This is a genomic window from Staphylococcus sp. GDY8P126P, assembly GCF_017891965.1.
Lineage (GTDB): Bacteria > Bacillota > Bacilli > Staphylococcales > Staphylococcaceae > Staphylococcus > Staphylococcus saprophyticus.
Genome location: NZ_JAESKG010000004.1, coordinates 19561 through 41915, shown reverse-complemented (window position 1 = coordinate 41915; position 22355 = coordinate 19561). Strand labels below are relative to the sequence as shown.

At 32.3% G+C, this 22355-nt stretch carries 21 protein-coding genes and 2 pseudogenes; 4 read left to right on the top strand and 19 right to left on the bottom strand.

Features of this window, described 5'->3' with window-relative positions:
- The first annotated feature begins 95 nt into the window (after positions 1–95).
- Positions 96–1013 carry an ABC transporter substrate-binding protein gene (locus tag KA893_RS08435; protein ID WP_069838170.1) on the top strand — a complete coding sequence of 306 codons (918 nt, stop codon included), beginning with the start codon at positions 96–98 and terminating at the stop codon, positions 1011–1013.
- A 105-nt stretch (positions 1014–1118) separates the two neighbouring features.
- Here KA893_RS08435 and KA893_RS08430 read toward each other — a convergent pair whose 3' ends face one another.
- The 5 genes from KA893_RS08430 to KA893_RS08410 form a co-directional block, all read right to left on the bottom strand.
- Positions 1119–1532, bottom strand: a complete 414-nt coding sequence (locus KA893_RS08430; RefSeq protein WP_002482478.1) for a DUF2871 domain-containing protein — start codon at positions 1530–1532, stop codon at positions 1119–1121.
- A 210-nt stretch (positions 1533–1742) separates the two neighbouring features.
- Positions 1743–2189 (bottom strand): ribose 5-phosphate isomerase B, encoded by a 447-nt coding sequence (gene rpiB, locus KA893_RS08425; protein WP_002482477.1) that lies wholly within the window; start codon positions 2187–2189, stop codon positions 1743–1745.
- Between the two features lie 30 nt (positions 2190–2219).
- Positions 2220–2852, bottom strand: a complete 633-nt coding sequence (gene dhaL / locus KA893_RS08420) for a dihydroxyacetone kinase subunit DhaL (protein ID WP_075339864.1) — start codon at positions 2850–2852, stop codon at positions 2220–2222.
- Between the two features lie 12 nt (positions 2853–2864).
- Positions 2865–3863, bottom strand: coding sequence for a dihydroxyacetone kinase subunit DhaK (locus tag KA893_RS08415; protein ID WP_002482475.1), 999 nt, complete (start codon positions 3861–3863; stop codon positions 2865–2867).
- 43 nt (positions 3864–3906) lie between these two features.
- Positions 3907–4989, bottom strand: a complete 1083-nt coding sequence (locus tag KA893_RS08410) for an MDR/zinc-dependent alcohol dehydrogenase-like family protein (RefSeq protein WP_037537804.1) — start codon at positions 4987–4989, stop codon at positions 3907–3909.
- 175 nt (positions 4990–5164) lie between these two features.
- On the opposite strand from KA893_RS08410, the gene KA893_RS08405 reads away from it, so the two are divergent.
- A complete protein-coding gene (locus KA893_RS08405; protein ID WP_002482473.1) occupies positions 5165–5929 on the top strand; it encodes a DeoR/GlpR family DNA-binding transcription regulator in 765 nt (254 codons plus the stop codon).
- Positions 5930–6107: 178 nt separating this feature from the next.
- Here the strand turns inward: KA893_RS08405 and KA893_RS08400 are convergent, their stop codons facing one another.
- The 6 genes and pseudogenes from KA893_RS08400 to KA893_RS08375 all read right to left on the bottom strand — a co-directional run bounded on the left by KA893_RS08400 (position 6108) and on the right by KA893_RS08375 (position 14561).
- On the bottom strand, positions 6108–7592 hold the full coding sequence (locus KA893_RS08400) for a Na+/H+ antiporter NhaC family protein (protein ID WP_210125734.1): 1485 nt from the start codon (positions 7590–7592) through the stop codon (positions 6108–6110).
- Positions 7593–7676: 84 nt separating this feature from the next.
- Positions 7677–9005 carry an LLM class flavin-dependent oxidoreductase gene (locus KA893_RS08395; protein WP_002482471.1) on the bottom strand — a complete coding sequence of 443 codons (1329 nt, stop codon included), beginning with the start codon at positions 9003–9005 and terminating at the stop codon, positions 7677–7679.
- A complete protein-coding gene (locus KA893_RS08390) occupies positions 9002–10018 on the bottom strand; it encodes an LLM class flavin-dependent oxidoreductase (RefSeq protein ID WP_075339865.1) in 1017 nt (338 codons plus the stop codon). Before KA893_RS08390 ends, KA893_RS08395 begins: the two co-directional genes overlap by 4 nt.
- 249 nt (positions 10019–10267) lie before the next feature.
- A complete protein-coding gene (locus KA893_RS08385) occupies positions 10268–11047 on the bottom strand; it encodes an SDR family NAD(P)-dependent oxidoreductase (RefSeq protein WP_075339866.1) in 780 nt (259 codons plus the stop codon).
- A gap of 161 nt (positions 11048–11208) precedes the next feature.
- Entirely contained in the window at positions 11209–12873 is a 1665-nt protein-coding gene (locus KA893_RS08380) for a Na/Pi cotransporter family protein (protein WP_037537801.1), read from the bottom strand.
- Between the two features lie 398 nt (positions 12874–13271).
- Positions 13272–14561 (bottom strand): annotated as a pseudogene (locus tag KA893_RS08375) (YhgE/Pip domain-containing protein).
- A gap of 158 nt (positions 14562–14719) precedes the next feature.
- Here KA893_RS08375 and KA893_RS08370 point away from each other — a divergent pair.
- Together KA893_RS08370 and KA893_RS08365 are read left to right on the top strand one after the other, a co-directional pair.
- Positions 14720–15325 carry a TetR/AcrR family transcriptional regulator C-terminal domain-containing protein gene (locus tag KA893_RS08370; protein ID WP_002482466.1) on the top strand — a complete coding sequence of 202 codons (606 nt, stop codon included), beginning with the start codon at positions 14720–14722 and terminating at the stop codon, positions 15323–15325.
- Positions 15326–15401: 76 nt separating this feature from the next.
- Positions 15402–16340, top strand: a complete 939-nt coding sequence (locus KA893_RS08365; protein WP_037537798.1) for a magnesium transporter CorA family protein — start codon at positions 15402–15404, stop codon at positions 16338–16340.
- A 260-nt stretch (positions 16341–16600) separates the two neighbouring features.
- Here KA893_RS08365 and KA893_RS08360 read toward each other — a convergent pair whose 3' ends face one another.
- The 8 genes and pseudogenes from KA893_RS08360 to KA893_RS08325 form a co-directional block, all read right to left on the bottom strand.
- Positions 16601–17161, bottom strand: a complete 561-nt coding sequence (locus KA893_RS08360; protein WP_031588353.1) for a recombinase family protein — start codon at positions 17159–17161, stop codon at positions 16601–16603.
- Between the two features lie 19 nt (positions 17162–17180).
- The gene (locus KA893_RS08355) at positions 17181–18017 is read right to left on the bottom strand and encodes an AAA family ATPase (protein WP_031588352.1); all 837 of its coding nucleotides are present in this window, start codon (positions 18015–18017) and stop codon (positions 17181–17183) included.
- Positions 18010–19449 (bottom strand): Mu transposase C-terminal domain-containing protein, encoded by a 1440-nt coding sequence (locus tag KA893_RS08350; RefSeq protein WP_075339903.1) that lies wholly within the window; start codon positions 19447–19449, stop codon positions 18010–18012. Before KA893_RS08350 ends, KA893_RS08355 begins: the two co-directional genes overlap by 8 nt.
- A gap of 69 nt (positions 19450–19518) precedes the next feature.
- Positions 19519–19662 carry a hypothetical protein gene (locus KA893_RS08345; RefSeq protein ID WP_210125732.1) on the bottom strand — a complete coding sequence of 48 codons (144 nt, stop codon included), beginning with the start codon at positions 19660–19662 and terminating at the stop codon, positions 19519–19521.
- A 24-nt stretch (positions 19663–19686) separates the two neighbouring features.
- Positions 19687–20739 (bottom strand): annotated as a pseudogene (locus KA893_RS08340) (methyltransferase domain-containing protein).
- A 19-nt stretch (positions 20740–20758) separates the two neighbouring features.
- Positions 20759–21643: a permease gene (locus tag KA893_RS08335; RefSeq protein ID WP_041079216.1), complete on the bottom strand. Its 885-nt coding sequence runs from the start codon at positions 21641–21643 to the stop codon at positions 20759–20761.
- An 89-nt stretch (positions 21644–21732) separates the two neighbouring features.
- A complete protein-coding gene (locus KA893_RS08330; protein ID WP_031588348.1) occupies positions 21733–22053 on the bottom strand; it encodes an ArsR/SmtB family transcription factor in 321 nt (106 codons plus the stop codon).
- Between the two features lie 32 nt (positions 22054–22085).
- A complete protein-coding gene (locus KA893_RS08325; RefSeq protein ID WP_031588347.1) occupies positions 22086–22286 on the bottom strand; it encodes a hypothetical protein in 201 nt (66 codons plus the stop codon).
- Positions 22287–22355: the final 69 nt, after the last annotated feature.

Here is a 22355-nt window from a genome sequence, read left to right as displayed (position 1 = left end):
CTTGTGTCTTTCCTACATTATGCTATAATTGATAACTATTATCAATGAAAACCTTTTAATTTTCAAAATTCTTAAAATTTACGAGCCGTTAATCTGTGAAGAAATTGTTATTAATTTTAATTTGTTTGACATTATTTGTAGGCGCTTGCAGCACACAAGATTCAAGTAAAAAGAACGATAGTGAAAATAAATTCACTGAAAAATCTTTTAAGGATGATACAGGTAAAGAAGTTAAAATTCCTAAAAACCCTAAAAGAATTGCTGTTTTACACCCAACTTATATCGGCGCATTGGTAAAATTTGGCCATAAGCCGATTGCCGTACCAGAATTTGTAGAGAAAAACAAAGTATTAAATGATGTTACAAAAGGCATTAAGCGTATTGATAATACCAGTGTTGAACAAGTTACTAAACAAAAACCGGACCTTATCGTAACGACAATACAAGATAAAAATATTAAAAAATTACAGAAAATTGCTCCAACCGTAGCTTTTGATTCAGAAAAATCTACTTATAAAGACCATGCAAAAAAACTTGCCGCTTTAGTCAATGAAGAGTCGAAAGCTAAACAATGGATTAAAGACTGGGATAAACAAATGGCCGACGATAAAAAAGAATTGTCACCATTAATTAAAGGCAAGACTGTGTCAGTATTGCAACAAACTCCAAAAGGTACTATGGCATTTAGTGATCATTTAGGTAGAGGCACAGAAATCTTATATGATGGTTATGGTATGAAGCAACCTAAAGCGCTAGAAAAAGCAACTCAAGACAAATTTGCCACACCTATTAATCCTGAAAATTTCAAAGATTATATAGGCGATTTTGCAGTTATTGCGACAAATGGTGATCAACCTGCACCGTTCGAAAATACTAATTATTGGAATAATCTACCAGCAGTTAAAGATAATCAGGTGATTAAATTTGATGTTACAGAAACACAGTATAATGACCCTATTTCTTTAGAAAAACAACGTGATATTTTTTATAAAGCATTAAAATCAAAAAAATAATATAGTACCATCTCGTTTCATTTTTACTAATACTGTAGATAAAAATTATTTATAAAAAAGCAAAAGCTGCCAACAATGGTTTACGCATTGTTAGCAGCTTTTTAATTAATCCCTTGGGTCTTTCACTATTGCATTTCTTAATAAGAAGAATAATAGTATAAAGCCAGCAGTTAAAATCGTATGACCTATACCTGCATATCCCGCAAAAGATTCAGGCACAGTCATTCCAATGACTTGGTATGTACCTTTGGTAAACATCATACCTATTGTCGTTAATACGCCAATATTATAAACAATAAAGAACCAATTAAATAAATAATAACTACTTAGTTTAAATACTTTTACAACAGGCAATAAAATCAAATGCATAAACATCCCTAATATAAGGGTATGAGTATGTACTACAACGAGTTGTGTATCACCAGTGAAATGATGTGCAAGCGTCAATTCACGATAATAGAAACCACTGAGTAAGCCTAAAACTGTATAAATTAAAAAAGCATATAATACTCTACGCATAGATAATCCTCCTCAAGCATATTATATGACAATTATCTTAAAATTACAGTGACAATTCTTCAAATATATAGAAATACTACGACATCTTTGCTTTACCTTATATATAACCACGTCTTGTTTATCACATAACTACAAATTAAAAAACTAAGCATCCTATTTTTAGCGCTAGTATAGGATGCTTAGCCTTTATATTATTAATCCAGTTATGTTTTACTTATTTTCACTTTCTTCCACTTTATCGATCTTATCAACTTTGCGCTGTGAACCACCTTCCCAACTCACATTAAGATAAGCTTCAACATTTTTTTTAGCAACTTCAACACCTATAATTTGTGCCCCCATAGTTAAAATCTGTGCATTATTGCTTAATTGTGCACGTTCCGCAGAATAATAATCGTGTGCTAATGCTGCACGTATGCCTTTTATTTTGTTTGCAGTAATTGCTACACCAATACCCGTACCACAAATCAAAATACCGCGTTCGTTTTCACCTTGTTGAATGCTTTTTCCAACTTCAGCCGCTACATCAGGGTAGTCCGTTTCAGCACATTGATGACAACCAAAATCTTCAACTACATGTCCTAAATGCTCAACATGCGCTTTGACCGCTTCTTTTAAATCATATCCATTATGGTCTGCACCAATTGCTATTTTCATTAAAATTCCTCCTTAAATTTTCTTCATACCTTATATAAATGGTTTAAATGTATCTAGCATCAAAAAGGCAGACATTGCGCCAGGATCTACATGTCCTTGGGAACGATATCCTAAACGTTTTGATCTTCCTTTATTCGATACAATATCTTTAGTACTTTCCATACCATGTTTTGCTTCACCTAACGCTACTTGAAATGCATCAGCAAACGATTCACCTGATTGTTGTGCATGTTCTAATGATTTGTAAAAAGGTTCAAGTGTATCTATCATCGTTTTATCGCCTATTTTAGCTTTACCTCTATCCTGGATTCCTTTACAAAAAGCAATCCAATATTGATAGAGACCTTCATCATCTAAAGATGTCTCATTTTTAACAGCAACGGCACCTTTTAAATAGCCTGAAGCGTACAATGGTCCGACAGATGAACCGACAGCATCTAAGAAACGCTTACCAACTGCTACACTAATTTTTGAAATATCATCTTGGTCTGCCAATTCATTTTGAATTGTTTCTTTAACAGCTTGATAACCGATATCCATCGTTACGCCATGGTCACCGTCACCAATTTTTCTATCCAATTCGCAAAGTTCGTCTTTTTTATTTTCAAAAAGTTCGGTTAAAGCTAAAATATACACTTTAAATGATTCATTTGTTAATGTCATAATGCGCTCCTCCTAAATGACTTTGAAATTTGGACAATCTATAGGATGATCTATACAGCGCTTCAATGTATCATCAACTTTCATCAATGTAATTGAAAAGCCACCCATTTCCATTGAAGTAATGAAATTCCCTATAAATGTTCGGTATGTGTTGATATGATTATCTTTTAAAATTGCATCTACTTCTTTATTGATAATATAAAGTTCCATTTGTGAAGTGGCGCCCAAACCATTGATTAAGACAACAACATCATCTTCAGCGTGATAGATGTCTTCTTTTAAAATATTTTGCATAATAACTTGAACCGTTTCTTTAGCTGTGCGAATTGTTGTTTTTTCAATACCAGGTTCACCGTGATGACCTAAACCGATTTCCATCTCATTATCTTTTAAATCAAAGCTTGGTTTACCTGTTTGCGGCAAATAACATGGACTCAAACCAATACCCATTGAACGCGTTTGATCGTTTGCCAATTGCGCAATACGTCTAACTTCTTCTAAATCATAACCAAAGTCTGCAGCCGCACCAGCCGCTTTATAAACTAATAATTCTCCTGCAATCCCCCTGCGATCATCTATATCTTTGGAAGAAGCGACGTCATCATTACCAATCACTGCCTTAGTCACAATATCATCTTCAATTTCCGTCATTTCACTCGCCATTTCAAAATTCATTAAATCTCCTGCGTAGTTTCCATAGATATAAAGTACGCCATGGTCACGATTTATTTCTCTTGTAACTGCCTGTATAGGTATTGGCGAAGGTGAAGCAAAAATATTTCCAACGGCTACACCATCTGCCATACCTTTACCAACATATCCTAAGAACGCTGGTTCATGACCCGAACCGCCACCTATCAATATGCTAACTTTTCTTTTGTCATTTCTCTTTTTGCCTATTAAAGCTCTCTTATGGAGTTCAGAACGTCTAATATATTCTGGATAAGCAATTAGATAACCAGACATTAGTTCCTCAATCACATTATCTGGGTTATTAATCATTTTTTTCATTTTAAAACGCTCCTTTTACGACGTTGTGTTTGACAATATTAATTTATGGTACTAGAACCACTTTTAGCGATTGATCTCCTTTTTTCATCAATTCAAATCCTTCTTCAAAATTTTTTAAAGGTAGTTGATGTGTGACAACGCCATCTGTAGGGAAGTCGTCTTTTTGAATACCATCTATAACCAATGGATAACAATAAGGTCCTAAGTGACTACCCATTAAATCTAATTCTTTACGGTCAGAGATAATACTCCAATCCACCGTGACTGGATCTCCAAAAACAGAAAATTCTACAAAACGACCTAATTTTCTAATTGCACTTAAACCTTGTTCTACAGACTTAGGATGGCCAGTTGCTTCAATATACGTATCACAACCATATCCTTCCGTCATATCTTTAATTTCTTTTACTACATCCACTTTTGATGGGTTCATAACAATATCAGCACCAAATGCTTTAGCTAATTCTAATCGATCATCTTTCATATCTAAGACGACTAATGTTTCCGCACCCGCTTTTTTAGCTGCGCCAACCATACCTAAACCTAGTGTACCGGCACCAGATAAGACAACAAAGTCACCTAATTTAATATTGGCACGTTGAACGGCATGCAAGCTACATGCATATGGTTCAATTAAAATGGCTTTTTCAATAGGCATATCTTCTGGTACTTTGTAATTAATAGCCTCTTTAGTAAATTTCATATATTCCGCCATACCACCGTTAACATTGCTTTGGAATCCATAAAGATCATGTTTTTCACACATCCAATATTCGCCGCGGTTACAGAATCTACAATTCCAACAAGGTACGATTTGTTCTGAAATCACACGATCTCCAATTTCAAAATCTGTAACATCTTCTCCTTTTTCTACAATGCGTGCTATAAATTCATGTCCCGGAATCATAGGTGCTTTAATGTATGAAGGTTGCTTTTCATCACCCCAAAAACTTGGTGCACCGCCATAAGCCTTTATATCACCAGCACATATACCACATGCTTCAACTTTCACAACAATTTCTTTAGGATGTTCTATCGTTGGCGTTTCAACTGTTTCATATTTATATTCTCCAGGCGCGTATGCGACTACTGCGTTCATTGTTTCAGGATAATTTTTCTTACTCATCATTAACAGCTCCCTTATCATTTTTAGAAAACGCTTTCATCTATATGTGTAATTCTATTATACTTTTTCATTTATCACAAATATTTTTTCATTTATTTTCGTTTTGTTTTCTTTTTATTTTCTTATATCGAATTTATGTTAATATAAAAGTGATACTAAAGAGGATGTGAAGCACATGAAAATGTATGCAGATGAACGCAGAGAACATATATATTCGTATATTAAATCTCATAAACGCGCAACAGTAAAACAACTATCTGATTACTTAAGTGTTACTGAAGCAACAGTAAGAAGTGATTTACGGAGACTAGAAAGTGAAAATAAATTAACACGTACACATGGTGGCGCTAAAGTCACAGAAAATATAGGCTCTAAATTTAACTTTTCTTATCGTTTAACACAAAAACACGGTGAAAAATATAAAATAAGTAAGTCCGCCTTAAAAAAAATCAAACCGCAACAATGTATTATGATTGATGCAAGTTCGACTACTTATGAACTCGCCAAATTACTTGCAGAAACTACGATGGAACTGACAATTATTACAAATGGTCTAGAAAATGCCGTACTATTAAAAGAAAATCCACATTTAACCGTTCTCGTAGTTGGTGGTTTTGTTTCACAAGATTCAAACGCGATAACTGGGAATATCGATTCTCAAATTCTAGAAATGTACCACATTGACTATTTCTTTTTATCTGCAAATGGTTTTACGTTAGAAAATGGATTAACTGATTTTTCATTACCTGAAGTACAATTAAAAAAACAAATGGTACAAGAAAGTGAAAACGTCATCGCTCTCATTGATAAAAGTAAATTTGGTGTTTCTTCAACACTTTCCTTTGCGAAAATATCTGATATTAATGAAGTCATTACGGATGAAAAGCCAGAACATAAATGGCTTAAACATGTTCCGTTTTCAGTAACCGTTGCACAATAACAATAATGAAGTTTCACTGAATCGCACATGCATATGGTATATTTTTAATTTCAACATCTTACAAACGTGATCACTAAATAATTCGCGACATATAAAACGCCCTACAAAGTAGACATGCATAAATGCAAACTTTGTAGAGCGCTTTTCATTTCTATAATCCATATGATTCAATTTTCAGTTATACGCCACCTGACCAACCAACAGCTGTAAATATATAAAGTACGATGGAACCAACTACTAGCCATACGATGAATAGTGGTATCATAAATTTGAACCATGAGCCAAAGTTTGCTTTAGCAATCGCAATGGCACCTATCGTAGCACCTAAAGTAGGCGTAATTAAGTTTCCTAGCCCACCACCAAAAGATAAAGAAGTTAATAAAATTTGATCATTAACACCTAATGTGTCTGTTACCGGTTGTAATATCGGTACCATGACACTCATAAGACCTGAACCTGATGGAACTAAGAAGTTAAAGACCGTTGCCACTAAAAATACGATTACAGAAACAATACCTGAAGATGCACCATCAAGTTGTGTTGTAAGTGTGTGAACAATCGTGCTAAGAATTTGTCCTTTTTCCAAAATAACACTTATCGTATTCGCCATGATAATAGCAAACGCAACGACCAACATTGGCTTTGCACCTTCTAAAAATCCGTCGACCATTTCGCTAGGCGTTTTGCTTTTTACAATATAAGCCAATACAAAACTTATTCCGAATATAGTAATAAATACACCATTTCCGTACTTTTCTGTCCAGCTAAACAAACCATTTCCTAAAGCTAAGACAATTGGCGTTAAGACAACTAATGCAACGACGATACTGTCTCTCCAATTGACTTGTCTATCCTCGGTAGCCATTTCATGATGCGCTGTTTGAGTTATATCTTGTCGCCATTCACTTGTGTTCATCACACTTTTACTGGGATCTTTTATTACTCTTCTTGCATACCAAATAACATACAATAAAGTAACAATTAAGAATACGCCATACATAATTGCTCTTCCACCATAACCCGAATATAATGCAACCTCAGGATATACAATTTGTCCTATCTTTGCCATACCGGATGGAGATACTGAAAAAGCCATGTACAATGGTAAAAAGGTAATCGCTAATGCTATGATTGGATCTAGTTTCAATCGATTCACTAAAATGACACCTAATGTTACAAATACAATCATTTGATCTCCACCAATAAAGAAACCAATAAATGCCATTAATGAAAATAAGCCAATAATAAGTGGCAATGCGCCGGCATGTTCAAAGCGATAAATCATATAATTCGTTAATTTTTTTACAGAATCAAGATATAATATACCTCCCATTGCACCACCGATAAACAGTAATAAGGTTACTGTTTGTGCTGATTGAATACCGCCATTTAAAATGAGTGTTATAGCATAAATTGGATTCACTGGATTTTGATCAATAGCATGATATGTGCCTTGAATAATTGAACCATCTTTATTAGTATCAAATGCACCTGCAGGAATAATATAGGTCAAGAAACAAGCAAACATCATCATGATTAACATGATTAATAAAACGTGAGGTAATTCGAATTTTTTCTTAGTCTTTACTGCTATATGATCAGAAGTCTGATTTACATTTTGATTACTGCCATTTTGATATGATGTTGTGCTTGATTCTGACATACGGATTCACTCCTTTTATAATAAAAAATAGACACAACTGTATATAACATAGATGTGTCTATCTATATAAGTACGTATATTTAATTATTGCGTTACATGTGACTGACTATATCTATTTTCTTTAAATGGAATACCTATGTGATCACGTAATGTATCACCTTGATACTCCTGAGTATAATAACCTTTTTGTTCTAATATCGGTAAGACATGATTGATAAATTCATCATAAACCGCACCATAAATATGTGGTCCAAATATAAAGCCATCTGCTGCACCATCTTCAAACCATTCAATAATTAAATCGGCAACCTTTTCATATGTGCCCATGAATGGAGAACGGCGGACAGTTTCTTCTAAGGCAACTTCTCGTAAAGTAAGCTGATGTTCCTTAGCGCGAGCTGCGATCGCATCTGCAGTAGCACGGAAACTATTTTGTCCAACTTCGCCAAGCTCTGGGAATGGCGCGTCTAAATCATATTGACTAAAATCATGATGATCATAATATCTTCCTAAATAATCTAACGCCTCATCAATATTAGCTAATGATTTTATTTCCTCAAATCGAGATTCAACTTCATTTTCAGTTTCACCAATAATCGGTGCTAATATAGGGTATACTTTCACTTCATTAGGATTACGTCCAAATGCTTTTGCTTGCGCTTTGATACTATCATAATTGCTTTGAGCGATTTCTTTGGATTCACCTAACGTAAATACTGCATCCGCATATTTAGCTGCGTAAGCCTGACCTTTCGGAGATGCACCAGCTTGGAAAATGACCGGTTGACCTTGTTCAGAACGGCTTGCATTTAGTGGACCTTTGACCTGAAAATACTTACCTTTGTAATCTAAAGTATGCATTTTATCTTTATCAAAATACTCACCTTTTTCCACATCAAAAGTAAATGCATCGTCCTCATATGAATCCCATAAGCCTTGAACTACTTGAATATGCTCTTCGGCAATATCATATCTAATATCGTGTTCCGGATGGTCACCTTTACTATAATTATCTGCACTACCTGCAAGTGGTGATGTAACTACATTCCAACCTGCACGTCCATGGCTAATTCTATCTATTGTTGCTAACTGACGTGCTACTGTAAATGGTTCACTATAAGACGTTGAAATTGTCCCTACTAAACCGATATTTTTTGTAACTGGTGCAAGGGCAGCCAGCAATGTAAGTGGTTCATGTCGATCTAAAAAATGAGGTATCGATTTCTCATGTATATATAACCCATCGGCAACAAATACAAAGCTAAAACCTGCTGCTTCTGCTCTCTTAGCAATTTCCAACTGAAAATCAAAATTTGTACTCGCATCATCAGGCACTTCATTCGATTTCCAAGCATGCATATGACTACCTGGCCCGTTAAGCATAATTCCAAAATCTATTTTCCCTTTAGTCATACTATCCCTTCTTTCTCGTTAATCACATGCTTTGCAGGTGACATTTGTTTAACTGTTTTCATTCGTAATTCATGATTTCGAACCGGTATGTGTAACATAAATTCATCTATCAATCCATCGACATTTAATTGTTGCAATTGTTGTTTTACTTCGCTTGCTGAACCATCTAATACTTCAATTTTTTTAGTTTCAACTTCAAATGTTTCCTTACTTTGTTCTGTAAATGTGTCTAATTGTTGTTTCGTATTGACTGTAATTTTCCGACCGTCTTTAAAATGAAGTGCATAATTTGTGCGCCCTTCTTCTACCAAAGCCTTATCTGATTCACTTTCAGTCACTACTGTAGCTACACCCACGATAACTCTTCCCTCAGGATATTGTGCTTTATATGCTTTAATCGACTGATGTAACACGTCAATATTAGAATTAATAAAAAATGCATATACAAAACCTACTTTTTCGTCAGCAGCAAATTGTGCTGAATTTTCACTTCCTCCAAGTAAGTAAAGTTCTGGTGACGGAATTTCATTATTACGTATAGATGTTTGTAGCTGACTATATGCTTCTTCATCTGTGAAATCATTTTTATTAAAACGATTTAATAAGTGAAATTTTTCGTTGAAAGTTGTTTGCGGAGATTTTAATTCAGATTGTAATGCTTGAGTTGCTAAAGGAAAACCACCCGGCGCTTTTCCTATACCTAAATCCACTCTTCCAGGTGCAATATTGCTAATCAAATGAAATTGCTCAATCACTTTAAACGGACTATAGTGTTGTAACATAACGCCGCCCGATCCCACTCGAATACGTTTCGTTTGATTTAGTAAATGTGTCACTAATATTTCTGGACTCGTTCCAGCGAGTTCAGGTATATTGTGATGCTCTGCAACAAAGTATCTTGTGTAATTTTCTGTATCGGCAAGTTGAGCTAATTCAACTGTACGTGCGATACCATCCCTAACAGTTTCATCAGTATCTATTGGACTTTGATCTAAAATACTCATTGATGTCATACATGAACCCTCCCAATCAATTTTCTGAATATTATATTAATAGTAATACTATGCCTGTCTCGCATATTTGTCAAGTATTCCTATCGTTTTAATAAGGATTTAAAATAACAATAATGACAGGTCATTAATTCATGTTCATATCTGATTAATGACCTGTCTTATATAGTTTCATTTATTTATAAATATTGTTGGTTGGTATATTGAATAGACCTTACCAACACTCGCATATATGAATTTAAATAATCTATACTATAACGCTGTATAACCGCCATCGATTGTAACAATACTTCCAGTCACAAACGATGAAGCATCAGACGCTAAATATAATGCAGCACCTTGTAATTCTTCTGGAACACCTGGTCTACCAAGTGGTGTGAATTTCATCCATGTATCAATCATATCTCCGCCTTGTGCGAAATAATCTTTTGTAAGTTCTGTCTTCATGTATCCTGGTGCAATAGAATTTACACGAATACCATGTTCAGCCCATTCACTTGCTAAACTTTTCGTAAACATAATGACAGCACCTTTCGATGTATTATAGGCAGCTTGAGGTTGTGGCGTATTCACTATAATACCTGACATTGAAGATGTATTAATAATTGATCCTTTTTTCTGTTCTATCATCACTTTACCAACTACTTGTGAGACTAATACCATACTGTTAATATTTACATCCATATTTTTTACCCAACGATCGTATGGCATATCTTCAAATTTAACATGTTCATTAATACCTGCATTATTAAATAAAATATCAATACGGCCAAATGTATCCACGACATCTGTAACCATTTGTTCAACATCCGATATGCTTGTAACGTCTACTTTACATGCGATTGCTTTGTTACCTGTTTCATTTTCAAATTCAGCAGCTGTCTCCTTGGCCAATTCTAAATTTATGTCAGCAATGACTAAGTTTGCGCCCGCTTCGGCTAACCCTTTACCCATAGCTTTACCTAATCCAGAAGCACCACCCGTAACAATTGCCACTTGGTTATCTAATTTAAACTTATCGAAAACACTCATATTGTAACCTCCATTATTTCCTTATGTTATTACTAATTGTAGGATAAAATAATTAATTAAGATAGTGCAAACGCTTACTAAATTTAAAAATAATAAAGTGAGACCGGCATCACAGTTTCTAAAAGTGATTCCAGTCCCACATTCACCTTATTAAACGTAATTTAATGTGACCATTCTAATGCATGTTCCGTCTCTTCATTTGTCTCAATTTCATCGATGTCTATCATTGATTCTGAAATATTTCTCGAATGATAACCGATACGTTCTAATATACCTATCATATCAAGATATAATAAACCACCTTCTGGTGTACACTCACCTGAACTTAGTCTCTTAATATGTTTTTTCCTTAAATCATGCTCTAAACGATAAGACTCATTACTTATTTTCACAATTTCATCTCGTTTGACCCTGTCATAGACATCAAACATATCGATTGTTTTGTCAAAAGATGTCGTTACATGATCATACAATCGATTGATACTCGCTTCTGCTTTTTCAGAAATTTGAACTTGATTCGTTTGTTCTTTTTTCTTATCTAATAAATAAGCTTCAGATAATCCTGCCACTTTCAATATTGTTCGGTTTACATCTTGAAGTACCGTCATTCTTTCCGCATCTTTTTTAGATAATTTCTTTTCAGATATCTTAGTTAAATATTGACGTACATTATCATTCATATTATCTATAGCCGCGTGTTTATGCATGATGTCTCTTTCTTTTTTATCATCGTATTCATTTACATTCTTAAGCATAGAAAATGTCATGTGCCCAATATTTTGAATTTCTTCTTGAGCCTCTTGGAGAGCAATGCTCGGTGCTCTATTAATAAGATTTCTGTCTAAATTTCTAGGTTTATATTTTTCATTTAAATCTTCACCTGGAACAATTTTAGTCACTACCCATGCGAGTACAAAAATAAACGGTAATTGTATTAATGTATTGGTAACGTTGAATGTACCATGTGCAAAAGCAATAACCATTTCCGGTTTTAAGTTGAGCAGACTTTGCATCCATTCAATAGCCATTTGATATAGTGGCAGTATAATTAAGAATATAGATGCGCCTATAACATTAAACATGACGTGCACCGCTGCAACACGTTTAGCTGCCAGTGAGCCAGCAAGACTCGCTAATACTGCAGTGATCGTCGTACCTATATTATCACCAAGTAAAACTGGTAATGCGCCATGTAAACTAATCAAGTCATTTGCAAAAAAGCCTTGTAAAATACCGATTGTTGCACTTGAACTCTGAATAACTACAGTCAATATTGTTCCTGCGATAAGGCCATAAATTGGATTAAAAGACATATCCAACATCAATTGTTTAAAACCTTCTAAATCAGCTAAAGGTTTAACTGCGCCACTCATCAGTTCTAAGCCATAAAACAATGCACCAAAACCAAATAGGATCATCCCTATATTTTTCACTTTACGTTTTTGAATAAAGAATATTAAAAATGCACCAATAGCTAAAATAGGAAGCGCATAAGCACCAATGTCTATACCTATAATAAATGCTGTAACCGTCGTACCTATATTGGCACCCATGATTACTCCTATTGCTTGACGCATGGTCATAAACCCTGCACTTACTAGCCCAATTGTAATTACAGTAGTTCCCGAGCTACTTTGAATTAAAATCGTTACAATCATACCGGCAAGTACACCCATGATTGGATTACTTGTAAATGTATTTAAAATGTTTCTAAGACGATCACCCGCAGCTGCCTGTAGGCCATCACCCATTTGTTTAATTCCGTATAAAAATATACCTAAACCACCTATAAAAGTAAAAATAATCTCCATTACTGAAGAATCCATCATTACACCTCTTTGAATTATTTGTAAACCATGTTAATTGTATCTAATTTTTGTTAAGTCAATGTTAAACAAATATTAAAATATAAGGTCAGTTAGTCAATAAATTTGTAATCATATTGCAAGGAGATAATAAATTTCCTTAAAAGACTGGCGCAATCGAACTTTACCTTATTGATTATTTTAATTAATATTAAAAATCCGAATCGATTTTTTAGTATCGACTCAAATTTAAAACTTGCTTATTTTTATTGATGCCGCTTTACGTTTATGACTGTCATCATGTTATCGATTGAAGTGACACATAATGATAAGTGCTTTCCCCAATTTTTTACGTAAACAAAAAAAAGAGCCTGGGCATCAATAGATGTCTCAGACTCAAAAATTTATTATATTTATTTTTATGACGGAATTTCAGTACGTTTACCACTATGTTTTCTTATCATAGCAGCACTAATAGAAGATACAATACCAAAGATGATAAATCCTACAAACATCCACATTGTAGCATTCATTTCTAACGGTTGATTCATATAAAGTAATTCTCTTAAGTACTCACCATAGTGTGTAAATGGATTCCAACTTACAATATAATCTTGATAGAACTTAGGTAGCATTTGTTTAGGGAACATAACTAATTGCATACTAAAGAACATTGCAATAAAGAATATTGGTATAGATTTCATACCTAACCAAGTCATTACACCTAAAATAAGTCCAATAAATTCTAACAGTGCAATTGAGACAAATACGGCTATTTTATTAATGTCAGGGAAATCAAACCCTTGTACGGCAGACATAAAGTAAACATAGCCAAAGCCACCAATAAATGCTGTAAGTACACCCACACCTAATTGACCTAAAGATGCAATTAAACGGTGAGAAATTTTAATATTGTCAGATGTTCTAAAGGCAAAGAATAACAAGATTGATGCCACAATTGAACTGATCCACACTGGCATAAACATTAAGAAAGAAGCATTACCATTACCTTGATGATCTTTCACTTTGTGCACTTGTTTATCAGCTACTTTTACAGGATTTGTCAGTCCTTCAATTTCATTAGCACTCACTTTTACATCTTGCTTTTCTAAAGTATCTAAACTTTGTTGCGTGATTTGTTTATTTAAATTGTCACCAATACCTTTTAGTACATTAGATGAAATTTGAGATGCCTGCATATTTGCACCCTTATTAGTTATCGTTTTAAACTCTGCACGTTTAACTTTAATATCTTGAGAAGCACCTGATTTAGCCATTTGACTTTGCATTTGTTTGGCTTGTTCTGGTGGTATTTCACCTGATTTAACTTTATCTTGCATTTCTTGTTTTTTGCTATCCATCACTACTTTTTGAGTTTGACTCATAGCATGTTTTGAAAAATCTTTTTCGAAAATCGCTGCGCCATAATATTTTTGTTCGTCTAGTCCTTTTCGAACGTCTTTTTCATTATCAACCTTCACCCATTTTACTGTATCAGAATCACTATCTAAGAGTTTATCCTCTAAATTTTTCCCGATATTAATATCTTTATTTTGTATAGAAGTACCTTCATCATGATTAACGATTGCTATTGGTAATTACTTAGGTTTTGGATTATATGCTGGATAAAATGCAATTGAAAAAATTGCAAGTATGATTAGAATTGCTATAGGTGCAATCCATAATAATTTACTTTTAAAAATATTCATATTAACTTATCTCCTTCTTAAACACCTTGTTGATTAATAACTGCTTTGTTTATTATAATGAGATTGTTTCAATGAACAATATGCAATGATAACCATTATGTCCGTTTTTGAACATTTTTACTTAAATTGTCTATTAACGTACAAGGAGTTGACAATATATGATTGAAGATCGACGTGTTCGTAAAACGAAACAAGCAATTAAAAATGCATTCATTCAATTATTAAATAAAAAAGATTTAGAAAAAATCACGATACAAGATATCACAGAATTAGCAGATATTAACCGTGGCACTTTTTATTTACATTATGAAGATAAATATATTTTACTTTCAGATATGGAAGATGAGTATATCAGTGATTTAGCAGATGATATGCTTTTCTACAAAGATATGACAAAAGGGCTCAACATTGAAGCTTTCGCTAAAGTCTTTTCAGAGAAAGTGCTAAAAAATATCATGATTTATATCAATAAAAATATCGAATTTTATCAAATTATTTTTAAATTAGAGCGAAAGAGTCATATAGAAGAAAAAATATCAGAACTCATGTTTGAGAATATGTTTAAGAATGTTAATGATGACCATAGCATTTCTGGTATACCGTTAGATTACTTTCATAGTTATGTTTTTGGTGCTACGATTTCTTTTATTAAACACTGGGTTCAAGATACAAATAGAAAGGAACCTGACATTGTCGTTGGCTACTTATTTAAAATTATTTTTAATGGTCCATTGCGCTTAATGGCAAACGGACAATTAAAATAATGAATTGTATGCTTGTCAATATCATGTTTCTTCGCTAACATTAAAAAGAATTTCAAAGAAAGGACATCATTGTCTTATGATAACTGCTTACAAGCATTCACAAACCCAAGAAATTGTTCATACTGAATTAGATCAAACCGCTTCATGGATAAATGTTGTTGATCCAAATTGGGAAGAAATAGAAACTTTAATCAATCGTTATGATATTCCTGAAGATTTCATTCGAGATCCACTAGATTCAGAAGAAAGCGCCCGTGTAGATTACGATGAGGATACACGCTACTCGCTTATCATACTAGATTTACCTGTTGTTAATGACACAAACTTGAAAGTATTGTCATTTATTACGATTCCTTTAGGTATTATTATCGGTAATAAAAAGATTATTACTGTTTGTAATGTAGAAAATGAATTTCTTGATAATTTTGCACGCCAAAATATTAACTTACATTTTCACAGTCGTTTTGCATTAAATATATTATTGACCATTTCAAATCACTATAACAGAAACTTGAGATTACTTAATAAAACGCGTCTACGTATAGAACGTGACCTAAAAAATAACGTCACAAACAAACAGTTATATAATTTAATGGAAGTAGAAAAAAGTTTAGTCTATTTTTTAGCCGCGCTAAAAGGAAACGAAAGCATAATCAAAAAATTATTTAGGTTGCCAGCCATTAAACGTTTTGATGAAGACGAGGATATATTAGAAGATTTAGTTATAGAAAATAACCAAGCATTAGAAACAACAAGACTTTATACAGATATCTTAGAAAGTATTACAACATCATATGCTTCCTTACTTTCAAATGAAATGAACAATACCATGAAGACGTTAACGCTTTTCACAGTATTTTTAACTTTACCAACATTAGTATTTAGCTTTTTTGGGATGAACGTCCCCTTACCAATCAATGATCACAGTTACATCTCATGGATTATTGTGATCGGCATTTCACTTATCATTGTATCAATTGTCGGCGCATTTTTATGGCGAAAACAAAAGTTATGATTCTTAATTAAAATGTAGTAATTAAATACACAATCCTCATTTTCAAATATGATTTCATATGAATATTTAAGTACTTATATGATCAAAAAGGTTTGTTCATTTTTAGAGTAATAAAGAAAACGGTAGTTTCTATTTTATTTCAATAGAAATTACCGTTTTCTTAGTTTATGTTGTCAGTTTTGGAGTTATATGGCACAAATTTTGTGCTTTAAATGGCGCAAAGCAGGTAGACAATTATATAACTGTTTACCTGCTTTCTTTTATAACATTTCTTTAATTATTCTATAAATGGAACTCCTACTTAATCCCGTCATTTGAGCAATTTCTTCACCTGTATATTTATCACTATCATATAGTTGTTTAATATAATACCTTTGGCTTTTTTCAACTTTTTGAGGTCGTCCTCCTTTTCGACCTTTTTCTCTAGCGGCTTTCAAACCATTTGACGTTCTCTCTTGCACTAGAACTTTTTCGGATTCTAGCAACATTTGGAATACTCTAATAAAGTATTGCCCATATTCATTTTGAGTATTTATATTCAGATTAAGTACTTCTAAATGGAGGTTTTTCGATATTATTTCGTTATCTATGAAGTCCATAAACTGTTTTGGCGTTAATCCCAAAGTTTTTAAGTCATTTATAACTAAAATATCATTCTCTTTTAATTCTTCTAAACAACTTTTAAGTTCTATTTGGTTTTTACTATAAATATTTACTTTCTCAGAAAAAACTAAATCACATCCATTGATTAACAAATGAGTTATCTCAACATCTAAATTTTGGTCAGTATAAGGTACACGTGCATATCCTATTTTTCTCATATACTACAGCCCTTTCAAATTACTCATTTTCTCCTATTAGTAAGCCATCTCTAGCAGTTTCTATCACTTCAACATTTATTTTATTCAATTCGTTAATCTCCATAATTCGTATAATTTGAGAAAATAATCTTTGTACTAATCTAAAATTACCATTCGTAATTTTTATTACCGTATTAATAGATTCATAATCTTCAAAATCCTCATAACTTAAAGGTAAGGAAAGCTCCTCCCACCTATATTCTAAAACGTGTTTTAATTCATCGTTGCTTAATTTTTCAAATTGATGACTAAAACCAATACGGGAATATAATTGAGGATACCTTGACAATCGTTTTTCTATACCTGGCATACCGATTAAAACAACACCAATATCAAGTTGATCATAAATATCTCTAATAATCTCTAGTGTTTTATAATTTAGTCTATCAACTTCATCAATAATAATTAAATCAATTTCATAATTACTTGGTTGTAATCTAACAAGTTCTTCTAATCCGTTAAATTCCTCTTGTCTTTTTAATGATCGATATCCAATTTTCCCTAATGTTAATTCACTAGCCAAGTTTAATAATTCTTTATAAATTCTTGAAGGTCTAACAGGAGGGGCAGTATAAAAAATGGTTTTGCAATTTAGAAATTGATCATCATGTACATTACTTCCTTTATCATCAGCTTTTTGATAATTAGTAATGATTGGGTTTACATAGTCCCAATTTGCATAATATTGTGCAGAAAATGTTTTACCTACACCGGGATTTCCGTAACAAACCCCCATATATTTATACTTAGCGCAATTATCACAAAATTCTTCAAATCGACGGTACTGCTTTGTTTCAACAAAAGTTTTATTAGTCATTTTTATACCTCTTTAGTTTTGACTTTTTAACTTGTTTTGCGTTATTACTTAATTCTTCATTTGATAGTTTGGGACGATTAAGATTTTGAACGAGGTGACGTGTACGAGTAATACTTTTTCCTAACTCTCTTTTTTTATTTGCTCTTAGTCTTTCGATTTCTTTTATACTTATACTTTGGTTTTCTAAATCACTGCAATATGCAATACTTAAAAATTGATTGTTTAAATAGACTCGAATTTCTGAAATATCTTGAGGATCATATCTTATAAAAACTTCTTCTGTTATATAAGCAATGAGGTTAGTAGAAAAATACCTTAGTCCTTTAAAATAGATACCATCTTTGTGTATTTTTCTAGGTTTGCTTGTAGTTAATAATAGTAAATCTAATAATTCTCTAGATTCAGGTAATTGTGGGAGAAAGTCTGGTTGATTCCATTTCTGCATCGGTTTTTCTTTTGTTGTTCCATGTTTACGATAATGATATTCGTTTATTATAAAGTGCTCAAACTTATTATTAAACTCTTCCAAAGTAAGATGTTTTCTTGACTTTTTACTTTTTGTATAACAAGGAAGTAATTGAAGAAACATTAAATTAACTGTTTGAAAAAAACGTTCTATTTTTCCTCTGCCTTTTGGTATACCTATTTTGGAATATATCAGTTCTATTTTGAGGTTAGCTGATACTTGTTGCATATGTTCTGAGGTATAATCTTTGCCATGATCAGTATAGAATTTTTCTGGTATGCCACAAATTGGCCAATTTGAATTTCCTTTTTTCCATATTGCTTGTCTTAGAACAAGTGCTGTTCTTTCAGTGTCTGGTGATCCAAACTCTATTCTGAAACCTGCAATTGCTCTGCTATAATCATCTAAAACAATTGTTAACCAAGGTCTTTCAATTTCATTCTTTTCATTTAATACTTCTATATCCAACATAGTATGATCAGCTTGCCAAATTTCATTGGGACGTTGGCACTCACGTAAAAATATACCATCGTATTTTTCAGCATACTTTTTTGAGTTCATATTTGAATAAGCTTTTAAGTTTTCAGGTATTCGCTTAATAATATTATAAACTTGGTAATAACTAGGTTCAGGAATCCTCTTATTGTTACACCACTGCTTTGTTTTGCGATATATAGAAGCTATAGAAATTCCTCTGTTACTGAAATACTCGTTCTGAACAAAATTGATAATATCTCCATCTATCTTTATTCGATGTTTATCTTTTCTCGTTTTATCTGTAAGGCCAGCTAATCCATCATTTTTGTATCTATTAATCCAATTATAAAGCGTACGCTTTGGTATTTTTGCTGATTTGCTAACTGTTCTAACTGATTTTAAGTTTTTTAAATAAGGTTCAAGGACACGATATCTTTCCATAGCTTTTTTACGTTCTTCTTCTGTAAAGTCAGCTAAATTTTGAATCATTTCAGCACCTCCATTAAAAAAAGGAAGCATACTGTTATGCTCCCTAATTTAATTGTTAATGATACGCCATTAACAACAGCCTTTATTATTCTGTTGATCTTTACTTGTATTCTCTTTTTTACTCTCTTTATTTCCTTCAATTTCAACGGAACAACAAGCTTGCTCTTTAGGTTTTAATTTAGAAATAGCTTTTTTAAATGCGTTTTTTTCCATTTTAACACCTCCTTTAATTGTTATTTAGCAACCACATGATGTGTCGCAACATTCTTCTATATCAATAGCTTCTTCATTTTCATTGATAAATTCAAAAACATCTTTATAAGGCGACTGTTTTAATATATTAAATGTTTTTTCACATACAAAAGTTCTTTCTCCACGCTCAAATATATGATCATCATCTTCAATATGTTTAAATGGACCTTTATATATAACAGATTGTCCTTTATCAATACAAGGACCTTCTTTACCTTTATGAGCTATAATCGTCATGCTTCTAAAATCAATACCTTCTATAGTAGTCCATGTACTTTCACGTTTATCTATTTCTACACCGTAAAATCCTACATTTTCGAAAGCTTCAATAAAAGATTTTTCTTCAATAGCGCCTGAATAACAACCACTCCACAAGTCTTCATCTTGTCTCAATTGTTCTGGTACTTCTACGCTAGAAACAATATCTGAGATAACGGCTTTTCCACCATCTTTTAAAACACGATAAATTTCCTTGAAAAGTTCCTCTTTTTCTTCAGTTGAAACTAAGTTTAGAACACAGTTAGATATAACCACGTCTATGCTATTATCTTTTATCATAGTCATTTCGTTTTCTAAGTAATTAATATATTGATTGATAGATTGATAAGTACCTAAATCTCTAGCAGGGTGCTCTTGTAAATATTTATCTAATACTTCTAAATCTAATTTTAAATTTTGAATCTTTCATTTATAAAAACTTACATTGTCATAACCAATTTTTTCAATCATTTGATTTTGATATTTTTTAGCAAGATTTAACATATCATCATTCATATCTACGCCAATAATTTTACCTGTTTCACCGACAATTTGAGAAACTATATAAGGAACTTTTCCTCCGCCAGAACCTAAATCCAAAACGGTATCTCCTTCTTGAATCTTACCTAAAGGATCGCCACAGCCATAATCTTTTTCTATGATTTCATCGGGTATGATTTTTAAGTATTTCGTATCATACTCTACTGGACAACATAAATTTTCTTCATGATTTTTTGCAGCATTTCCATATCTATTAATTACTGACGTTTCTGGATTCATTAATTTATCCCCCTTAAATTTAAATAATCATATTAACAATTAGTCCTGTAGCAATGGCTACAACTAAAATTGCGATAACGAATGATATTACAAATTTTTTCTTGAATAACTTAGATAGCAATACGACTTCTGGAATACTTGCGCCAGCACCACCAATTATTAATGCTACTACTGTTCCTAGCGACATACCTTTTGATACTAATGCTTCGGCTATAGGTAACATTGTTTCTGGTCTGATATACATAGGGATACCGATAACAGAAGCAATAAAGACCGATATAAAACCATCACCACTTGCATACTTAGTTATAAATTCTTCAGGTATGAATCCGTATATAAAGGCGCCAATAAATACACCAATAAATAGATAAGGTAACATTGGGTATAAAAATGCCCACGCATCGTTTAATGCTTGTTTAAAACGAGATCCTGATTTATTAGCAAAAAAGCCATCACCTTTAACATTGACCCCTTTATAACTTTCAGCTAAATTCATTTTTGAAAACACTAAACCTGTTAAAATACTGAAAATTGCTAGTACTACAAAATAAACAACAGCTACTTTCCACCCTAATAATGCCCATAACATAAATATCATTAATGGATTCATTAACGGTGAAGCAATTAAGAAACTCATTGCTGGACCAAAAGGAACTTTGGAATTTAATAGACCTGCAAGTATTGGAATAGTTGAACAAGAGCAAAATGGTGTAACAGCACCAAATATCATACCTAATATATAATTGACGGCTTTATTAGGTTTGCTCAAAAGCTTTTTAATTTTTTCTTCTGAAACAACTTGTTGAATCAGACTTACTATAAAACTCACTACTATAAATAGTAATAATAATTCAAAAAATAACATCAGAAATGTTTTTATGAATTCCATAATTGAATCTACCATTAGTATAACGCCTCCGAATTTATTTAATCAACTTTTCTTGATATAATAATCAAAAAAAATTGATTAATTCTATGTTAAAAAGAAGATACTTAAAGTATCTTACAGCAAGTATCTTCTTTTAAAACCACCTGTATTTGTTGCTCATTAATTTTATAATAATTCCATGTGCCATGCTTTTCAGCAATAAGAATATTTGCATCTACTAATTTTTTTAAATGATAGGAAAGTTTAGATTGTTTTAATGCTAATAATTCTTCTAGATCACAAACACATAAAGATTTTGAATCACTTTGACGTATTGAATGTAGAATTTTAAGTCTGATTTTATCAGCTAGCGCATTAAACATCTGTTCATAAAAGTCTAATTGTTCTTCCTCAGTTCTATTAGGACTGGACTGAATAATTTCCATTAAATAATCACCTCTCTTATATATAGATATTTCTATTTTTGTTTGAGTTCTTGTATTGCTTGATTAAAATGAGTTTTTGTTATTTTACCATACATGTCAGGTTCACCTTTAAAGAACTCATTTTTCATATATGATATAGCTTCTTTTAAAGAAACTTCTCTTGATATCATAATTAGATTTAAGTAGCTAACAAAATAATCAACAGATAATGTACCTGCATGATTTATTCTCATAAAATCGAACTCCTTTATAAAATACTAAAACAATACATCAATTTTTTTTGATGTATTAACTATAAATTA

What these genes read in the sequence shown, in the direction of transcription:
- KA893_RS08380 (WP_037537801.1), bottom strand. Translation starts at nt 12,873, where the DNA reads ATGGATTCTTCAGTAATGGAGATTATTTTTACTTTTATAGGTGGTTTA.
- KA893_RS08405 (WP_002482473.1), top strand. Translation starts at nt 5,165, where the DNA reads ATGAAAATGTATGCAGATGAACGCAGAGAACATATATATTCGTATATT.
- dhaL (WP_075339864.1), bottom strand. Translation starts at nt 2,852, where the DNA reads ATGACATTAACAAATGAATCATTTAAAGTGTATATTTTAGCTTTAACC.
- KA893_RS08410 (WP_037537804.1), bottom strand. Translation starts at nt 4,989, where the DNA reads ATGAGTAAGAAAAATTATCCTGAAACAATGAACGCAGTAGTCGCATAC.
- KA893_RS08400 (WP_210125734.1), bottom strand. Translation starts at nt 7,592, where the DNA reads ATGTCAGAATCAAGCACAACATCATATCAAAATGGCAGTAATCAAAAT.
- KA893_RS08430 (WP_002482478.1), bottom strand. Translation starts at nt 1,532, where the DNA reads ATGCGTAGAGTATTATATGCTTTTTTAATTTATACAGTTTTAGGCTTA.
- KA893_RS08395 (WP_002482471.1), bottom strand. Translation starts at nt 9,005, where the DNA reads ATGACTAAAGGGAAAATAGATTTTGGAATTATGCTTAACGGGCCAGGT.
- KA893_RS08350 (WP_075339903.1), bottom strand. Translation starts at nt 19,449, where the DNA reads ATGATTCAAAATTTAGCTGACTTTACAGAAGAAGAACGTAAAAAAGCT.
- KA893_RS08385 (WP_075339866.1), bottom strand. Translation starts at nt 11,047, where the DNA reads ATGAGTGTTTTCGATAAGTTTAAATTAGATAACCAAGTGGCAATTGTT.
- KA893_RS08335 (WP_041079216.1), bottom strand. Translation starts at nt 21,643, where the DNA reads ATGGTAGATTCAATTATGGAATTCATAAAAACATTTCTGATGTTATTT.
- rpiB (WP_002482477.1), bottom strand. Translation starts at nt 2,189, where the DNA reads ATGAAAATAGCAATTGGTGCAGACCATAATGGATATGATTTAAAAGAA.
- KA893_RS08345 (WP_210125732.1), bottom strand. Translation starts at nt 19,662, where the DNA reads ATGGAAAAAAACGCATTTAAAAAAGCTATTTCTAAATTAAAACCTAAA.
- KA893_RS08415 (WP_002482475.1), bottom strand. Translation starts at nt 3,863, where the DNA reads ATGAAAAAAATGATTAATAACCCAGATAATGTGATTGAGGAACTAATG.
- KA893_RS08355 (WP_031588352.1), bottom strand. Translation starts at nt 18,017, where the DNA reads ATGACTAATAAAACTTTTGTTGAAACAAAGCAGTACCGTCGATTTGAA.
- KA893_RS08325 (WP_031588347.1), bottom strand. Translation starts at nt 22,286, where the DNA reads ATGAGAATAAATCATGCAGGTACATTATCTGTTGATTATTTTGTTAGC.
- KA893_RS08390 (WP_075339865.1), bottom strand. Translation starts at nt 10,018, where the DNA reads ATGACATCAATGAGTATTTTAGATCAAAGTCCAATAGATACTGATGAA.
- KA893_RS08330 (WP_031588348.1), bottom strand. Translation starts at nt 22,053, where the DNA reads ATGGAAATTATTCAGTCCAGTCCTAATAGAACTGAGGAAGAACAATTA.
- KA893_RS08370 (WP_002482466.1), top strand. Translation starts at nt 14,720, where the DNA reads ATGATTGAAGATCGACGTGTTCGTAAAACGAAACAAGCAATTAAAAAT.
- KA893_RS08360 (WP_031588353.1), bottom strand. Translation starts at nt 17,161, where the DNA reads ATGAGAAAAATAGGATATGCACGTGTACCTTATACTGACCAAAATTTA.
- KA893_RS08365 (WP_037537798.1), top strand. Translation starts at nt 15,402, where the DNA reads ATGATAACTGCTTACAAGCATTCACAAACCCAAGAAATTGTTCATACT.